This window comes from Streptomyces sp. NPDC012935 (genome assembly GCF_042900345.1).
Taxonomy (GTDB): domain Bacteria; phylum Actinomycetota; class Actinomycetes; order Streptomycetales; family Streptomycetaceae; genus Streptomyces.
Genome location: NZ_JBIBBC010000017.1, coordinates 31268 through 46657, shown reverse-complemented (window position 1 = coordinate 46657; position 15390 = coordinate 31268). Strand labels below are relative to the sequence as shown.

15 protein-coding genes are annotated in these 15390 nt (G+C 72.5%); 8 read left to right on the top strand and 7 right to left on the bottom strand.

What is annotated here, in order from left to right:
- The first annotated feature begins 1 nt into the window (after position 1).
- Genes ACFY5C_RS32095 through ACFY5C_RS32085 form a run of 3 tightly spaced genes read left to right on the top strand, consistent with a single transcriptional unit; the run spans position 2 to position 2527 of the window.
- The gene (locus ACFY5C_RS32095; protein WP_389450825.1) at positions 2-892 is read left to right on the top strand and encodes an ABC transporter permease; all 891 of its coding nucleotides are present in this window, start codon (positions 2-4) and stop codon (positions 890-892) included.
- The gene (locus ACFY5C_RS32090; RefSeq protein WP_389450822.1) at positions 889-1854 is read left to right on the top strand and encodes an ABC transporter ATP-binding protein; all 966 of its coding nucleotides are present in this window, start codon (positions 889-891) and stop codon (positions 1852-1854) included. The genes ACFY5C_RS32095 and ACFY5C_RS32090 overlap by 4 nt, the downstream gene beginning before the upstream one ends.
- On the top strand, positions 1847-2527 hold the full coding sequence (locus ACFY5C_RS32085; protein WP_389450819.1) for an ABC transporter ATP-binding protein: 681 nt from the start codon (positions 1847-1849) through the stop codon (positions 2525-2527). Before ACFY5C_RS32090 ends, ACFY5C_RS32085 begins: the two co-directional genes overlap by 8 nt.
- Positions 2528-2556: 29 nt before the next feature.
- On the opposite strand, the gene ACFY5C_RS32080 is transcribed toward ACFY5C_RS32085, so the two are convergent.
- Entirely contained in the window at positions 2557-4335 is a 1779-nt protein-coding gene (locus ACFY5C_RS32080; protein ID WP_389450816.1) for a protein kinase, read from the bottom strand.
- 276 nt (positions 4336-4611) lie between these two features.
- On the opposite strand from ACFY5C_RS32080, the gene modA reads away from it, so the two are divergent.
- The 4 genes from modA to ACFY5C_RS32060 all read left to right on the top strand — a co-directional run bounded on the left by modA (position 4612) and on the right by ACFY5C_RS32060 (position 9420).
- On the top strand, positions 4612-5439 hold the full coding sequence (modA, locus tag ACFY5C_RS32075; RefSeq protein ID WP_389450814.1) for a molybdate ABC transporter substrate-binding protein: 828 nt from the start codon (positions 4612-4614) through the stop codon (positions 5437-5439).
- Positions 5436-6284 carry a molybdate ABC transporter permease subunit gene (gene modB, locus ACFY5C_RS32070; protein WP_389450811.1) on the top strand — a complete coding sequence of 283 codons (849 nt, stop codon included), beginning with the start codon at positions 5436-5438 and terminating at the stop codon, positions 6282-6284. The genes modA and modB overlap by 4 nt, the downstream gene beginning before the upstream one ends.
- Positions 6285-6721: 437 nt before the next feature.
- Entirely contained in the window at positions 6722-7798 is a 1077-nt protein-coding gene (locus tag ACFY5C_RS32065) for an ABC transporter ATP-binding protein (protein WP_389450808.1), read from the top strand.
- A 290-nt stretch (positions 7799-8088) separates the two neighbouring features.
- Positions 8089-9420 carry a cytochrome P450 gene (locus tag ACFY5C_RS32060; RefSeq protein WP_389450805.1) on the top strand — a complete coding sequence of 444 codons (1332 nt, stop codon included), beginning with the start codon at positions 8089-8091 and terminating at the stop codon, positions 9418-9420.
- A gap of 32 nt (positions 9421-9452) precedes the next feature.
- Here ACFY5C_RS32060 and ACFY5C_RS32055 read toward each other — a convergent pair whose 3' ends face one another.
- On the bottom strand, positions 9453-10001 hold the full coding sequence (locus ACFY5C_RS32055) for a YciI family protein (RefSeq protein WP_389451190.1): 549 nt from the start codon (positions 9999-10001) through the stop codon (positions 9453-9455).
- 109 nt (positions 10002-10110) lie between these two features.
- Between ACFY5C_RS32055 and ACFY5C_RS32050 the strand changes: the two genes are divergently transcribed.
- A complete protein-coding gene (locus tag ACFY5C_RS32050; RefSeq protein WP_389450802.1) occupies positions 10111-11508 on the top strand; it encodes a M1 family metallopeptidase in 1398 nt (465 codons plus the stop codon).
- 72 nt (positions 11509-11580) lie between these two features.
- Here the strand turns inward: ACFY5C_RS32050 and ACFY5C_RS32045 are convergent, their stop codons facing one another.
- The 5 genes from ACFY5C_RS32045 to ACFY5C_RS32025 form a co-directional block, all read right to left on the bottom strand.
- Entirely contained in the window at positions 11581-12084 is a 504-nt protein-coding gene (locus ACFY5C_RS32045; RefSeq protein WP_389450799.1) for a winged helix-turn-helix transcriptional regulator, read from the bottom strand.
- Positions 12081-13139, bottom strand: coding sequence for an LLM class flavin-dependent oxidoreductase (locus ACFY5C_RS32040; RefSeq protein ID WP_389450796.1), 1059 nt, complete (start codon positions 13137-13139; stop codon positions 12081-12083). Before ACFY5C_RS32040 ends, ACFY5C_RS32045 begins: the two co-directional genes overlap by 4 nt.
- The gene (locus ACFY5C_RS32035) at positions 13139-13645 is read right to left on the bottom strand and encodes an SRPBCC family protein (RefSeq protein ID WP_389450793.1); all 507 of its coding nucleotides are present in this window, start codon (positions 13643-13645) and stop codon (positions 13139-13141) included. Before ACFY5C_RS32035 ends, ACFY5C_RS32040 begins: the two co-directional genes overlap by 1 nt.
- Positions 13646-13768: 123 nt before the next feature.
- On the bottom strand, positions 13769-14059 hold the full coding sequence (locus ACFY5C_RS32030) for a hypothetical protein (protein WP_389450790.1): 291 nt from the start codon (positions 14057-14059) through the stop codon (positions 13769-13771).
- An 88-nt stretch (positions 14060-14147) separates the two neighbouring features.
- Positions 14148-15221, bottom strand: coding sequence for a sugar kinase (locus ACFY5C_RS32025; RefSeq protein WP_389451187.1), 1074 nt, complete (start codon positions 15219-15221; stop codon positions 14148-14150).
- Positions 15222-15390: the final 169 nt, after the last annotated feature.

Sequence of the window (15390 nt, the reverse complement as noted above, 5' to 3'; positions counted from 1 at the left end):
CATGACCCCAGTTGAGACCGACGTGCGGTCCGGGCCCGCATGGCGCTCCCCCGGCACCGAGCGCCGCTCGACCCGCACGCTGCGCATCCGCACCTCGGCCGCACTGGTCGCCATGACCGTTCTCGCAGTGCTGCTCGTGCCGCCGCTGGCGCAGCTCGACCAGCAGGCCGTCGACCTGGCCGCCAAACTGCAACCGCCGTCCTGGGCCCATCCCTTCGGCACCGACGACGTCGGCCGGGACCTGCTGCTGCGCTGCGTCTACGGCCTCAGGGTCTCCCTGCTGGTCGGCGTGGCCGCCGCGCTCACCGCGACCGTCATCGGCACGGCCGTCGGCGCCACGGCCGGGGCGCTGGGCGGCTGGGCCGACCGCGCGCTGATGCGGGTGGTCGACACGGTCTCCGCCGTGCCCCATCTGCTGCTGGGCATCTTCATCGTCGCGATGTTCCGGCCGGGCGTCTGGCCGGTGATCGTCTCGGTCGCACTCACCCACTGGCTGTCCACCGCCCGGATCGTGCGCGCCGAGGTCCTGTCCCTGAGTTCACGCCCGTACATCGACGCCGCCGTCTCCGGCGGTGCGTCGCGTCGGCGGGTCGCGGTACGGCACCTGCTGCCCGCCGTGCTCCCCCAGGCCGCGCTGGCCGCCGTGCTGATGGTGCCGCACGCCATGTGGCACGAGTCGGCGCTGTCCTTCCTGGGACTCGGACTGCCCACGCATCTGGCCAGTCTCGGGAACCTCATCCAGGGCGCGCGGGGCTCGCTGCTCGCCGGACAGTGGTGGCCGACCCTGTTCCCGGGCTTGTTCATCATCGTCCCCACTCTCGCCATCGCCGGACTGTCGGGGGCGTGGCGGGAGCGGATCAACCCGCGCCGCCGATCGGAGCTGATGCTGTGACCGAGCGACCTCCCGTGCTGTCGGTGCGTGGGCTGTCCGTGCGCTTCCTCATGCCCGGCGGACGCCGTGTCGCGGCCGTCACCGACGCCCGGTTCGACGTGGCGGCCGGCGAATGCCTCGCCCTGATCGGTGAGAGCGGCTGCGGCAAGTCCGTGCTCGCCTCCGCCCTCCTGGGCCTGCTGCCCGCCAACGCCCAGACCGCCGGCGAGGCGCGGCTCGGTGACCTCGACCTGCTGACCGCCGACGAACGGACCCTCGCCCGCACGGTACGGGGCCGCCGTATCGGCCTGGTCCCGCAGAGCCCGGCGGCACACCTCACCCCGGTGCGTACCATCCGCTCCCAACTGGAGGAGACGGTCACGGCGTTGACGGACGTGCGAGGGCGGACGGCCGTACGTGCCGCTGCCGAGGCGGCCGCCGAGCGCACCGCCTTCCCCGCGGACCACCTCGACCGCCACCCGCACGAACTGTCCGGCGGGCTCGCCCAACGCGCCGCGACCGCCCTCGCCCTGGTCGGCGACGCGCCCCTCCTGCTCGCCGACGAACCCACCACCGGGCTCGACCGCGATCTGGTGGAGCACACGGTCGACGAACTGCGACGCCACATCGACGACGGCGACCGGGGGCTGCTGATGATCACCCACGATCTGGCGGCGGCCGAGCGCATCGCCGACCGGGTCGCCGTCATGTACGCGGGCCGCATCGTCGAACTCGCCGCCGCAGCCGCCTTCTTCGGCACTTGCGGCCCCCGGCACCCCTACAGCCGCGGCCTCCTCGACGCTCTCCCCGACCGCGCCTTCGCACCCATCCCCGGCATGCCCCCGGAGCTCGGGGACCTCCCCGCCGGCTGCGCCTTCGCGCCGCGCTGCGACCGTGCCACGGACGCCTGCGCCGGTCTGCCCCCGGTGACCGAGGCCGTGGCCTGCCACCATCCGCACGTCCCGGAGGACGCCCGTGCTTGAACTGCGCGCCATCACCGCCGGATACGACAGACGCGCGCCCGTAGTGCGGGACGCCTCCTTGACGGTCGAACCCGGCGAAACCGTCGGGCTGCTCGGGCCCAGCGGCTGCGGCAAGTCCACCCTCGCCCGCGTCGCCGCGCTCCTGCACCGCCCGGAAGGCGGAACCGTCCTCCTGGACGGCTCCCCCGTACGCCGCTGGCGCCACGCCGCCCCGCGCGAACAGCGCACCGCCTTCGGCGTCGTCTTCCAGCAACCCCGCCTCTCCGCAGACCCCCGGTTGCGCATCGCCCAGCTGATCGCCGAGCCGCTGCTCGCCACCGGCCGACGGGAGGGCTCGGCCGAACGGGTCGCCGAGCTGGCCGAAGCCGTGGGCCTCACCCCCGACCTGCTCTCCCGGCGCCCCCACGAGGCCAGCGACGGCCAGCTCCAGCGCGCCTGCCTCGCCCGCGCCCTGGTGCTGCGCCCGCGCTGGCTGGTGTGCGACGAGATGACGGCCATGCTCGACGCGTCCACGACCGCCGCCCTGGTGGCCGTGGTGGAGGGCTACCGCCGGAGCACCGGCGCCGGCGTACTGGCCATCGGGCACGACCGCACGCTGCTGCAGCGGTGGTGCGACCGCACGGTCCACTGGGACGAGGTGGGCGCGGAGCAGCCCCTGGCGCGACGTTCCTGAATAACTGCATGCGTCCGGGACGCGTGGTGTCAGCCCTCCGCGGGCATCACGCGCGTCACCTTGCCCTTGGTGTCGGCCTCCAGGTAGCCGGCCTGGTACGCGTCGGTGAGGTAGACGGCGATTCCGGCCGGAGTGTCGAAGACGTCGTTGGGCTGTCGCACCAGCAGGTAACGGGATTCCGGCTTGTCGACGTTGAGCTTCTTCTCGGCCTCTTCGAGCAGCGCGGGAATCCGGTCCCAGTTGAACTCGTCGAGGCGGACGGGTTGGTCACCGCCGGAGAGGGTGCCGGAGATGATGCCCTTCTCCACTCCCTGCCCCGGGCGGTAGGTGTAGGAGTCGTACTTCGTGTCGCTGCCGTCGACCATCAGCTCGGCTGACGCGTAGTCCGGGTAGACGGTGAAGTCGCCGAATCGGTCCCGGCCGGTCTCCTCCTTGAGCGCCTTGATGGCTTCGCGGATGCCGTCCGGCGTGAGCAGGGTGCCGGTCGTCGGCCGTTCCGACTGCCGGGCCGCCGGATCGGCGCCGGCGTCCGCGCCGGTCGGCGAGACGGTCGACCCCGGGGTCGATGTGGCGGGCGTGTTCCCGCGCGCGTCCGCGTCACCCGACTCGCCCCCGACGGGCAGCAGCCACCACAGCAGAGCCAGGGCGCCGGCGAGCGAGGTCCCGGAGACGGCCAGCAGGGTGGTCCGGCCCGAGCGACGGGGGGCTGCTTGCGCGGGCACCGTCAGCGGCTGGGGAGGGGTGTGCCCCGGCCACAAATGGAACGGTGGCGGCCCGAACCCCGCGGGGGTGGGCGCCGAGGCGGGGCCGCCCGACGGCACGGAGGTGGTCGGCGAGGCAGCAGCCCCGCCGGGGTATGTGGGGGCCGCAGGGGCGGAGCCGGGGGCGGACGGGTAGGTGTGGGCGGGCGGCGGGCTGAGCGGATACGACGTGGCGTCGTCCCGCACCGCCGAGCCGCCCGTTCCGGACTCGACCTCCGCCAGCTGGCGGTCCAGCACGGCGGCGGACGGCCGCGCCGACGGGTCCCGTACGAGCACTCTCATCAGTACGTCCCCCAACGCGCCGGCACGCAGCGGCGGCGGCACGTCGTCGTGGAGGACCGCGGCGAGGGTGGCCAGGGTGTTGGCCCTGCGCAGCGGATGGTGGCCCTCCACGGCGTTGTACAGCATCATCGCCAGCGACCACAGGTCGGACGAGGGGCCGCCCTCGTGACCCGAGATGCGCTCCGGCGCCATGAAGTCGGCCGTACCGATGATGGAGCCGGTGGCGGTGAGGTTGGTCGACTCACGGATCGCGGCGATGCCGAAGTCGGTGAGGACGGGACGCCCGTCGGGCCGCAGCAGGACGTTGGCAGGTTTCACGTCCCGGTGCTGGATGCCGGCGTCGTGCGCGGCGGTCAGTGCGGCGAGCACTCCCCGGCCGATCCGCGCCGCCTCGGCCGGCCGCATCGGGCCCTGGGCAAGCCGGTCGGCCAGCGAGCCGCCACTGACCAGCTCCATCACGATCCACGGGTAGGTGCCGTCACCGCCGTCGACTATGTGGTGGATGGTGACGACGTTCGGATGGTCGATCCGGGCCAGGGCCCTGGCCTCGCGCAGTACGCGTTCGCGCAGCATCCGCGCGCTGTCGGGATCGTATTCGGCGAGGTCCCGGTCGGGCGGGCGGACCTCCTTGACCGCCACCAGCCGGTGCAGCACCAGATCCCTGGCCCGCCAGACCGTCCCCATCCCGCCGCCACCGAGGCGGGCCTCCAACTCGAAGCGCCCGTCGACGACTCGTCTACCGGGACCTCTGTCTGCCTCACTCATGGGCGGGAGCTTAGTTGTCGCCGCGGACAGTGATGGCCGGCGGTCGTGGCTACCGGGCGGACCGCCGGTGAGAGCGACGGTGGTGACCGTATCGCCGTCTCGTACAAACGCACATGCCGCCCCGATGGGCATCTCGCCCAGCTCATGCAATGAGACAAGAGACTTTCCCCTAGCATCTGCGGCATTATCATCGACGGATGCGGCCGAATGGCGGCGTGGTCCGTCGGGACCGCGAGTGATTGCGCGTCCGTCAGGACCAGAGGGAGTGGACCCGTGATGACCCGTACCGCGCGCCGAAACCGCCGGACCGTGCAGATGGCCGGCGCGGGCGCCGCCGCGTTGCTGGCGCTCAGCGCCTGCTCGTCCTCCGACGAGTCCTCCTCGACGAGGTCGGACTCCGCCGCGTCCGCCTCCTCGTCGGGCAGGCTCTCCGGCGAGGTGACGGTCTTCGCGGCGGCATCGCTGAAGGAGAGCTTCACAACGCTGGGCAGGGAGTTCGAGAAGGAGCACCCGGGTACGAAGGTCACCTTCAGCTTCGGTGGCAGCGACTCGCTCGCCGCGAGCATCACGGGCGGCGCTCCGGCCGACGTGTTCGCCTCGGCCAGCCCCAAGACGATGAAGATCGTCACGGATGCGGGGGACGCCTCCGGCACGCCCTCGACCTTCGTCCGCAACGAACTGGAGATCGCCACGCTGCCGGGCAACCCCGGCAAGATCTCCTCCCTCAAGGACCTCACCGAGTCGGGCCTGAAGGTCGTGCTCTGCGACAAGGAGGTGCCGTGCGGCGCCGCCGCGCAGAAGGCGTTGGGGGCGAGCGACCTGAAGCTCACGCCCGTGTCGTACGAGCAGGACGTCAAGGCCGCCCTGACGAAGGTCGAGCTGAAGGAGGCCGACGCGGCCGTCGTCTACAAGACGGATGTGCAGGCGGCGGGTGACAAGGTGGAGGGCGTGGAGTTCCCCGAGTCCGCCGACGCCGTCAACGACTATCCGATCACCCTGCTCAAGGACGCTCAGAACGCCGAGGCCGCCAGGGCGTTCATCGCGCTTGTGCAGTCCGCCGAGGGCCAGAAGGTCCTGACCGCGGCCGGGTTCCTCAAGCCGTGATCCGGAGCGACAAGGCCGGCGCCGCGACCGACTCCCTCCGGGGTGGGCCGCGGCGTCGGCGCATCCGTACGGGCGTGCCGCTGCCCCTGCTGTTCCCCGCCCTGATCGGCCTGGCGTTCCTGATCGTGCCGCTGATCGCCCTGCTCGTACGGACCCCGTGGCGCAGTCTGCCCGAGCAGCTGACCAGCGCCGAGGTGTGGCAGGCACTCCAGCTGTCCCTGGTCTGCGCCACGGCCGCCACCGCGGTGAGCCTGGTGATCGGCGTGCCGCTGGCCTGGCTGCTGGCCCGGGTGGAGTTCCCCGGCCGCGGCCTCGTACGGGCCCTGGTCACCCTGCCCCTCGTCCTGCCGCCGGTCGTCGGCGGTGTGGCGCTGCTGATGGCGCTCGGCCGCAACGGCATCGTCGGGCAGTGGCTGGACTCGTGGTTCGGGATCACGCTTCCGTTCACCACGGCGGGGGTCGTGGTCGCGGAGGCGTTCGTGGCGATGCCGTTCCTCGTCATCAGCGTCGAGGGCACCCTGCGTGCTGCCGATCCCCGCTACGAGGAGGCCGCCACCACCCTGGGCGCCTCCCGCTTCACCGCGTTCCGCCGCGTCACACTGCCCCTCATCGCCCCCGGCATCGCCGCGGGCGCGGTCCTGGCCTGGGCCCGCGCGCTCGGCGAGTTCGGCGCGACGATCACTTTCGCCGGCAACTTCCCGGGCCGCACCCAGACCATGCCCCTGGCCGTGTATCTGGCGTTGCAGAGCGACCCCGAGGCGGCCATCGCGCTCAGCCTGGTACTGCTGGCTGTGTCGATCGCGGTACTGGCGGGGTTGCGGGACCGATGGATGACAGCGGGATGAGCGCGGGTGCGGGACCGTGGGAGGTCAGCCGGACCATCCGGTGTCCCCACTCGCGGGCGACCGCACGGCCACCGGCCCTGTCCGGCCCCGGGGGGCGAACCCGACCACCCGTCCCCCGCAACCCCAGGGCGCCAGTCACACACCCGGGCCTCCCCAGCGGCAGAACGACAACCGGGCCACCCGCGTGACCATCCCGGAAGGCAGCCCGACCGCCGGGCCTGCGCGTCCGGCGGACCACAGCCCGACACCCGGCGTGCCCGCCCGAGGAACGGCAGCCCAGTACACCCGGCCTCCTCGGCCATCGGCCGACACCCGACGCCCCGCCTACCCACCGCTGGACAGCAACCGGGGGACCCGCCCTCCGTGCCCCCTGAACCACCGCAGGATCGCCCGTCCACCCGAGGCCAGGCCCTGCCCGACCGTGAGATGACTGCCGGATGACCGAGACCTACGACGTCCGTACCGACGCCGTTCTGGACGGGCTCGATGCCCGCCTCGTCGTGGACCGTGGCGCGTTCCGCCTCGACGTGGCGCTGACGGTCGCGCCCGGCGAGGTGGTCGCGCTGCTGGGCCCGAACGGTGCGGGCAAGACCACCGCCCTGCGCGCCCTCGCCGGGCTGACCCCGCTCAGCGGGGGTCATCTGCGGCTGGACGGTGCGGAGTTGGACCGTACGCCGCCCGAGTCCCGACCGGTCGGCGTCGTTTTCCAGGACTACCTGCTCTTCCCCCACCTGACGGCGCTCGACAACGTGGCGTTCGGGCCACGCTGCCAGGGGGCGTCGAAGGCCGAGGCGCGGGCGCAGGCCGCCGAGTGGCTCGGCCGCCTGGGGCTGACGGACCACGAGGGCTCCAAGCCGCGCAAGCTGTCCGGCGGCCAGGCCCAGCGTGTCGCCCTCGCCCGCGCGCTCGCCACGAGCCCCCGGCTGCTGCTGCTCGACGAGCCGCTGGCGGCGCTGGACGCCCGTACCCGCCTGGAGGTCCGCGCCCAACTGCGCCGCCACCTGGCCGAGTTCGAGGCCGTCGCCGTACTCGTCACGCACGATCCGCTCGACGCCATGGTCCTGGCCGACCGCCTGGTCGTCGTCGAGCACGGCCGAGTCGTCCAGGAGGGCGCCCCGTCGCACATCGCCCGCCACCCCCGTACGGACTACATCGCCCAGCTGGTCGGCCTGAACCTCTACCGGGGTGAGGCCGAGGGCCACACCGTACGACTCGATGCCGGGCCGTCCGTCACCACGACGGAGGATCTGTCCGGCCCCGTCTTCGTGGCGTTCCCGCCCAGCGCGGTCACGCTCCACCGCGACCGCCCGACCGGCTCCAGCGCCCGTAACCTGTGGCAGTGCCAGGTGGCCGGACTGGAGACGCACGGCGACCAGATCCGCGCCGATCTCACCGGCGAACTCCCCCTCGCCGCCGACCTCACCACGGTCGCCGCCGCCGAACTCGATCTGCATCCGGGCGCTGAGGTCTGGGCGACGGTGAAGGCGACACAGACGCACGCCTACCCCGTCTGAGAACGTCAGCCGGGCGCGTCCGTCGCGCAACGGTCGCCCGTCGCCGACCACGGGGCCAGGAGGCGAAGTCCGTCAGGCGAGGGGGTTCCGGGTTCCGCCGTCCAGACGCCGAGCTGCTGGTCGGGGTCCGTGCCGGCGGTCAGTACAACGGCCCGCGCACGCCCGCTTCATCCCTTGGACGAGCGGAGCACCCAGGCGGGCTGTCACCGTATGCGTCTTCTCCCGTACAGTCCGTGACACGCGCGCTTGGCCGAGGCCGAGCAGCCCAGCGGCTGACCAGGAGTAGAACCATGGACACCGAAGCCGGTCTCGGCTCCCTCCCTCACGTCCCGGCAACGCGGCGGCCGGTCCCCGAAGCCGAGCGTGCACTGGTGGAGCGGTGGCGCTCGGACGGGGGTGAGCTGGTGGAACTGCTGGCCCAGGTGCGCGCGCGGACCGGCGGCGTCACCGCGTTCAGGCTCGGGCCGAGCCCCACCGTTCTCGTCACCGACCCGCAGGCGGTCCAGCACGTGCTGGCGCTGCACCCGGAGCTGTACGTCAAACGCTCGCACCGCGCCCGCCTGCTGATCGGCGACGGCGTCATGGCCGCCACAGGTGCGGCTTGGAAGCGCCAACGCCGGTTGCTGCAGTCCCAGTTCACCGGGGTCGGGATGCGCCGCTACGAGCAGCGGATCACCGCGGCGGCCCGCACCACGGCGGAGCGCTGGGACCGTTACGCCCGTACGGGGCAGACCTTCGAAGTCGGCCAGGAGATGCACCGCTTCGCCCTCGACGCCATCTGGCGCTCCCTGACCGGGCACCCCTTGGACGACGACACCGAGCGCGAACTGGCCGCCGTGACAGCCGTGGGGTCGGCTCTTCCGTCCCTGCCCGCCGATGCCGCCGCAGCCCGCGACGCCGTCGCCGCCGATCTGGCGCGGATCGCCGCGGTCGCCGGGCGGGCCATCGAGGCCGCGCGCAGTGGGGTGTCCGGACCCGACGGCCCGGGGCTGGTGCATGTGCTCACCGACGCAGCCGCGGAGCATCCCGAGTACACCGACCAGCTGATCCGCGACGAACTGGTCACGCTGCTCGCGGCCGGACATGAGACCACCGCCTCCACCCTGACCTGGCTCTACCTGCTCCTGGACCAGCACCCCGCCGCCCGCGAAGAAGCTCTCGGCGCCGGCAGCGCTGGCTCACCGCAGCGCCGCCAGGCCGTCCAGGCGCTCATCCACGAGACCCTCCGCCTCTACCCGTCCGCCTGGCTGCTGCCCCGCCACGCCGCCGAGGCCGACACCCTCGCCGGCTACACCGTCGAGGCGGGCACCGACATCCTGGTCTGCCCCTACCTCACCCACCGCGATCCCGAACTGTGGCCGGACCCCGAGCACTTCGACCCCCGGCGCTTCCTCACCCCGGACGGCCGCCCCACCCACCCGGGCGCCTACTTCCCCTTCGGCATCGGCCCGCGCGCCTGCCTCGGCCTGCAATTCGCACTCCGCGAATCGACCGTGCTGCTCGAACACCTGCTGCCGGCCCACGTTCCGGTCTTCTCCTCGACCCCCGAGAAGACCACGTACGGCATCACCGTCCGCCCCGACGGACCCACCCCCGCGACCTTGGCGCCGCCACTCGCATGATGCGGGGGCGTGCCACAGGGCCGGTCTCTGCGCTACGACCGCCCGCCGAACTGCCAGTCGTGGACCTCGACATCGGCGTACCGCTCACGCGTCAGTACGGCACGCGCCGTGGCCGCGTCCGGCGCCCGCACCAGTGCCGCCGTCCCCAGCCACGTGGAGCCGTCGTCGGACAGCAGGGGCCCGTAGGCGATCAGCTCCTCCCGCCCGGGCGGCAGATCATGGTCGGCGGCCTGTCCCGAGCCGAGGCCGAGCACCAGGTAGCGGTTGCCTTCGGTGGCGCCGCCGGGGAAGTCCCACATGGTGCGCCCGAGCAGGTTCCGCCAACGGCGCAGCAGCACGTCCCGGTACGCGCCGGCCTGATAGTTGGGCCCGTCGAAGGCGAACGCGCGGGCGGCGGCGGCATCGGGCAGGTCGAGGATGTGCACGCTGCCGGAAGGAGTCTCGCCGTCGGCGGCGAACGTCGGCCCCCGGGCGATCATCTGCGCGGCGAAGAGGTCCATGTAGGACCAGTGCTCCTCCAGCAGCCGGTCGCGCAGTTCCAGGGAGTCGGGCCGATCACGGTGGTAGCAGAAGAACTCCATGCCCACAGTCTTCACCACCTCCCGCGTACGCCACCGAGAGCGGAGCGGAGCTCGCCACTTCCCGCGGGTGAGGGTCCATGCCTCACCCGCTGTGGCATGATCCGCTCCCATGCCGTCGTTACCCGCGTGGCCGTCAAGGGCCGTTGGCCGTCTGCTGGTTGTCCTGCTCGCGTTGCTCGCCGCGCAGGGCGGCACCGGCGCCGATGCCGTCACGGCAGCCGGGTCTGAGGCCACGACCACGCACACCGCCACACCCGACCGGATTCGCTACGACGTGACGCTGCGGGGCAACGCCGACGGCTCTCGCTGGACGGGCCGGCAGCGGGTGTCGTTGCGCAACTCCTCCGATCGGCCGCTGCGTGAGGTGTACGTCCGCCTCTGGGGCAACGGCGTGGACGCATGCGGCTCGCCGGGCGCGCCGTCACCCGTCGAGGTGTCCAGGGTCAGCGGGGGCACTGCGGGCCGGCTCTCCGTGAACTGCACGGCTCTGCGGATCGCCCTGCCGAGGCCGCTCGCGCGCGGGGATCGCGCGGTCGTCGCCTTCGACGTGTCCATCACGGTGCCCGAGCGCAACAGCCGGTTCGGCCGCGAGGGCGCCTTCCGTTTCCTGGGCAATGCGCTGCCGGTGCTGGCCGTGCGCGATTCCGGGGGATGGCACCTCGATCCGTATGTGCCGACCGGGGAGAGCTTCTACACCCTGGCGAGCGATTTCCGGGTGGCCATCGACCATCCCGCGACCCTCGAGGTCCCTGCCACCGGCCGCACTTGGACGCGTCCCGGCAAGCCCGGTCGCAGCCTCACGCTCAGCGTCGCGCACCGAGTGCGGGACTTCGCATGGGCGGCGGGCCCGTTCCGCACCGCCACCGAGACGACGCCCGGAGGCGTGCGGGTGAGGTCGTACTGGGCGCCGGGCACGTCCGCGCAGGGGGTGCGCCTCACCCGTCAGGACGGTGCCGCCGCCGTCGACCGTTTCGGCGAGGAGTTCAGCCGTTATCCGTACGGCGAGATCGATCTCGTGATGACCAGCGGGTTCGGCGGCGGCATGGAGTATCCCGGCCTGGTCCTCCTCGGCACCACCGACGAGGGCAGTGCCGTCGTCCACGAGGTCGCCCACCAGTGGTGGTACGGCATCGTCGGCAACGACGAATACGGCGCGCCCTGGCTGGACGAGAGCTTCGCCCAGTACGCCAACGCCCGCTTCTACGGCTGGGAAACCCGCGACTGCTGGTCCGAGGTCGAGTGGCCGAGCGACGAAACGGCACTGACCGGATCGATGGCGTACTGGGCCGAGCACCCGGGCGAATACCACTTCCTCTATACGGCCGGCCCCTGCGCGCTGGCGGACCTGGAACGCACGCTCGGCGCGGACACCATGGCCCGCCTTCTCAAGCAGTACGCCCGCGACCACTGGTACGGCGTTTCCACCACCGCGGAGTTCAAGGAGGCCGCACAAGCCGTGACGGGCAAAGATCTCAACCCGTTCTGGAAGCTGCACCGGATCCGGTGAAGGGCGGTCAGTTGTCGACGATCGGGCCGGCGAAAGTGCGCTCGCATGAACTCGCTTGCATCTGCTGGTAGTTCACTCCTTGGAGAATCGGCGCTGTACGTCGGGCCGGGACTTCAGGCGGTCCGGGTAGCCGGGGCCCATCCGTGCGGTCGTGTCGTCGGCGTGCAGCGGCTCGTGGCATGCGGAGCACACCACCTCCGCCTGACCGTCGTGGCCGCAGGCCTCGTGGTGCAGGGTGACCGGAGGTCCCTCGGGTCCGGCGAGCCATCGGTCGCCCCAACTCGCCATCGCGGCGAGGACCGGGAAGAGGTCCTTGCCCTTCTCCGTCAGCAGGTACTCGTGCCGGGGCGGCTCGCTCTCGTAGAGCCGCCGCTCCAGCAGCCCCGCCTCGACCAGGCGGCGCAGCCGGTCGGTGAGCGTGTTCCGGGCGACGCGCAGCTCGCCCTGGAACTCGTCGAAGCGGCGGCAGCCGTAGAACGCCTCCCGCAGGACCAGTGGGGTCCAGGCGTCCCCCACCACGTCGAGGGTCCGCGCGATGGAGCACGGCCAGTTCGCGAAGGACGTCCGCGCGCTCATGCCCGCACTCCGGCCTCGTGGACCAGCTCGATCGCGCGGCCCAGGGTGTCGAGCCGGGCGGCCAGGTCGGCACCGGCCGGGTACAGGCGGACGGTGTCCACGCCCGCCTCGCGCCAGACGCGCAGCCGCTCCCGGACCATGTTCTCGGTGCCGATCAACGTGGTCGCGAGGACCATCTCGTCGGTGACCAGCGCCGCCGCCCCGTCCCGGTCGCCGGCCTGCCAGCGCTGCCGTACCTCCGCGGCGACCTCGGCCCAGCCCTGCCTGCTGTAGGCGCGGTTGTAGAAGTTGGTGGACGCCGAGCCCATGCCGCCGAGGCTGAAGGCCAGTTCCCTCTTGCGGCCGGCCACCATGGCGCTCAGGGCTTCCTCGTCGTCGGCGAAGGCCACTTCGGCGCCCTGGCAGACGTCCAGATCCGCTCGTGCCCGCCCGCCGTGGGCCAGCCCTTCGTCCAGGTGAGCGAAGTAGGCACCCGCCGCTCCCTCGGGCACGAAGCTGGTGCCGAGCCAGCCGTCGGCGACCTCGCCGGTGAGCCGGAGCATGGCCGGTGACAGCGCGGCCAGGTAGAGCGGCACGGGGTGCTCGGCCCGCATCGACAGTTTCATCGGTACGGCGTCACCGCCGGGCAACGGGATCCGGTACTCGGTGCCGCAATGGTCGATCTTGCCGCCGGCCAGGACCTGCCGCACGATCTCCACCGTCTCGCGGACGCGGGCCAGCGGGCGGGCGAAGGGAACGCCGTGCAGTCCCTCCATCACCTGCGGGCCCGAGGGGCCGAGGCCGAGCAGGAAACGCCCCTGGGACAGGTTGGAGAGGGTGATCGCGGTCTGCGCGAGCGCGACCGGGGTGCGGGTCCCGACCTGCATGACTCCGGAGCCCAGCAGCATGCGGTCGGTGCGGGCGGCGTAGTAGCCGAGGGCGGAGGGCGCGTCCGAGCCCCATGCCTCGGCCACCCAGCAGATGTCCAGGCCCAGCTTCTCCGCCTCGACGACGAAGTCCGCCTGCCGGGTCCAGGAGCCGATCCCTGACGCCTCGACCGTGATCGCGGTCCTCATCACGCCTCCGCCAGCTTCTTGATGTGCCCCAGCGTGGCGGTCATGCTGCGCTCGAACTCACGCAGGCGTACGAACACGATCTTCTCTTCCTTGTCCGGCATCGCGTCGATGGCGAAGGACAGGCCGGACCGCCCGGGCCCCATCTGCATCCACTCGGCCAGCTCCGTCCCGCCGTCCTTGGGCTCGAGGCTGAAGCGCCAGACGGCGGAGGGACTGGCAGGGTCCGACACGGCCCAGGCGAGAACACGCGGGCGCTCGCACTCGACGACGAACGAGGTGGTCTCCCACTCCCCCAGGGACTCGTGCCTGCTCCTGCCGACGAACCGGGCACCCACGGCGGGCCGGACCGCGCCGTCGAGCCACTGCACCGACTGGAGCTCGTCGCTCAGGTCCGGCATCAGCGTCACATCGGAGACGATCTCCCACACCCGGTCCGGCGGCGCGTCCAACCACGTCCGCACTTCGACCGTGGGTGTGTCCGCATACCGTGCGCCCGTCCACTCCACTCCGCACCAACTCCATCCCCGACGAAGGCCCGTGACCTTCAGAGTTGCGTAACAAGACTCACTGCGTCAAGAGCCTTGCGGAGCCAGGCTGGGCGCGTGTCCTCGCCCCTCGCACGTCGCCCCTCACGCGTCGACGTCGCCCGTCTCCGCCTGCAGGACGGCCTTCTTGACCTGTGTCTCGACATCGCCGCGCGGCTCGCCCTGCGCCTTCGCGTAGTCGGCGACCGCGGTCCGCACGTCGCGGGCCAGGTCCCGCCACGCCCGCAAGGCCGTGTTGTACGTGCTTGTCTGCCGCGGGCTCCAGCCGCTCTCCTGAGTGGGCGGCCCGTACATGCCCCGCAGCTCCTCCACGCGGTGGTGCGCCTGCTCGGCCGCGCGCTGCTTCTCCACGAGCTCATCGAAAATGTTCGTCACACAAATGGAGCATAGGGAGGTAAATGCCGCACCGCGCGTCGAGCCGGGGCCAGGCCGGGGCGGACGCCCACCCCTGGCGTCGACCGGCTCAGGCCGACGGCGCCACGGCGGCCCGCTCCGCCCACTCCTGCGCCGTGAGGTCGAGCAGCGCATTTGTCGCCTGGGCGTCGGGCAACGGCCCGTGGTCTGCGGTCACTTGGAGTGCGGACGCGGCCGTGATGTGACCGAGTCGGAGGGCGCGTGCCGTGCTCCCGCCCCGCAACAGGCCCGCGAGGAAGCCGGCCGCGAAGGCGTCGCCGGCGCCGACCGCCTCCACCACGGTCGTGCGCGGCGTCGGCACCGTGTGGGTGCCTTCGTCACTGAACGCGGTCGCGGCGTTCGCCCCGTCCTTGACGACGAGGATGTGCGGACGAGGGAGGTGCTCCCGTACGTCGGCCGGTGTCAGGTGCTCGCCCCAGAGAGCCTGTGCCTCGTCCAGGCCGACGAAGACGATGTCCGCCCGGTCCGCCAGCTCACGCAGCACTGCCGGGGCCGACCCGTCCGGCCACAGGGCGGCGCGGTGGTTCACGTCGAAGCTCACCCCGTATGGGCGTGCGGCGCCCTCGGCGGTCAGCGCCCGAGCCACCAGCCGACGGCACGGCTCGGAGAGCGCCGGTGTGATGCCGGTCAGGTGCAGCAGCGAGGCCGTGCGCAGGGGCTCACTGTCCAGGACCTCGGGGCCCATGGCGGAGGCGGCCGAGCCACGTCGGTAGTAATGCACGCGCGTCCCGTCGGGCCCCGGGTCCTTCACCAGCAGGCCGGTCGGACGGTGGGGATCGGTTCGCACGTGCGACACGTCGACGCCGGCAGCGGCGACAGCGGTGCGCACGCGCACTCCCAGGGGGTCGTCGCCGACTGCGGAGAGCCAGGCCACCGGGACGCCGAGGTCAGCGAGGTACATGGCGACGTTCGACTCCGCTCCCGCCACGGACAGCCGCAGGTGCGGCGCGGTCACCAGCGGGCTCGGTGGGTCGGGGGCCAGGGCCGCCATCGTCTCACCGACGCAGACGACCGGGCCCGGGGCAGGACGCCAGGGGGTGGTCCTGCCGGACGGCTGTGCCGCGGGCGCAGCGGGTGCGGGTACCTCTGGGAGTGCCGTACCGGATGGCGGCGCGCCGGCCATGCCGGACGCGTCCCCGGCTGCGGTCCCGGATGCCCCTACGGCCGCGATACCGCACGACGGCCCGACAGGCGCCCCGGATGCCTCGGCGACTACGGCAGCGGACGGCCGGGCAGCGGCCGTCGCGGACGCCTCGGCAATTGAGGTCACGGATGCTTCCAGAGCTCCCCCA

Coding starts and splice junctions, on each gene's coding strand:
- ACFY5C_RS32095 (WP_389450825.1), top strand. CDS start 2: ATGACCCCAGTTGAGACCGACGTGCGGTCCGGGCCCGCATGGCGCTCC.
- ACFY5C_RS32080 (WP_389450816.1), bottom strand. CDS start 4,335: ATGAGTGAGGCAGACAGAGGTCCCGGTAGACGAGTCGTCGACGGGCGC.
- modA (WP_389450814.1), top strand. CDS start 4,612: ATGACCCGTACCGCGCGCCGAAACCGCCGGACCGTGCAGATGGCCGGC.
- ACFY5C_RS32065 (WP_389450808.1), top strand. CDS start 6,722: ATGACCGAGACCTACGACGTCCGTACCGACGCCGTTCTGGACGGGCTC.
- ACFY5C_RS32060 (WP_389450805.1), top strand. CDS start 8,089: ATGGACACCGAAGCCGGTCTCGGCTCCCTCCCTCACGTCCCGGCAACG.
- ACFY5C_RS32055 (WP_389451190.1), bottom strand. CDS start 10,001: ATGGAGTTCTTCTGCTACCACCGTGATCGGCCCGACTCCCTGGAACTG.
- ACFY5C_RS32050 (WP_389450802.1), top strand. CDS start 10,111: ATGCCGTCGTTACCCGCGTGGCCGTCAAGGGCCGTTGGCCGTCTGCTG.
- ACFY5C_RS32045 (WP_389450799.1), bottom strand. CDS start 12,084: ATGAGCGCGCGGACGTCCTTCGCGAACTGGCCGTGCTCCATCGCGCGG.
- ACFY5C_RS32040 (WP_389450796.1), bottom strand. CDS start 13,139: ATGAGGACCGCGATCACGGTCGAGGCGTCAGGGATCGGCTCCTGGACC.
- ACFY5C_RS32025 (WP_389451187.1), bottom strand. CDS start 15,221: ATGGCCGGCGCGCCGCCATCCGGTACGGCACTCCCAGAGGTACCCGCA.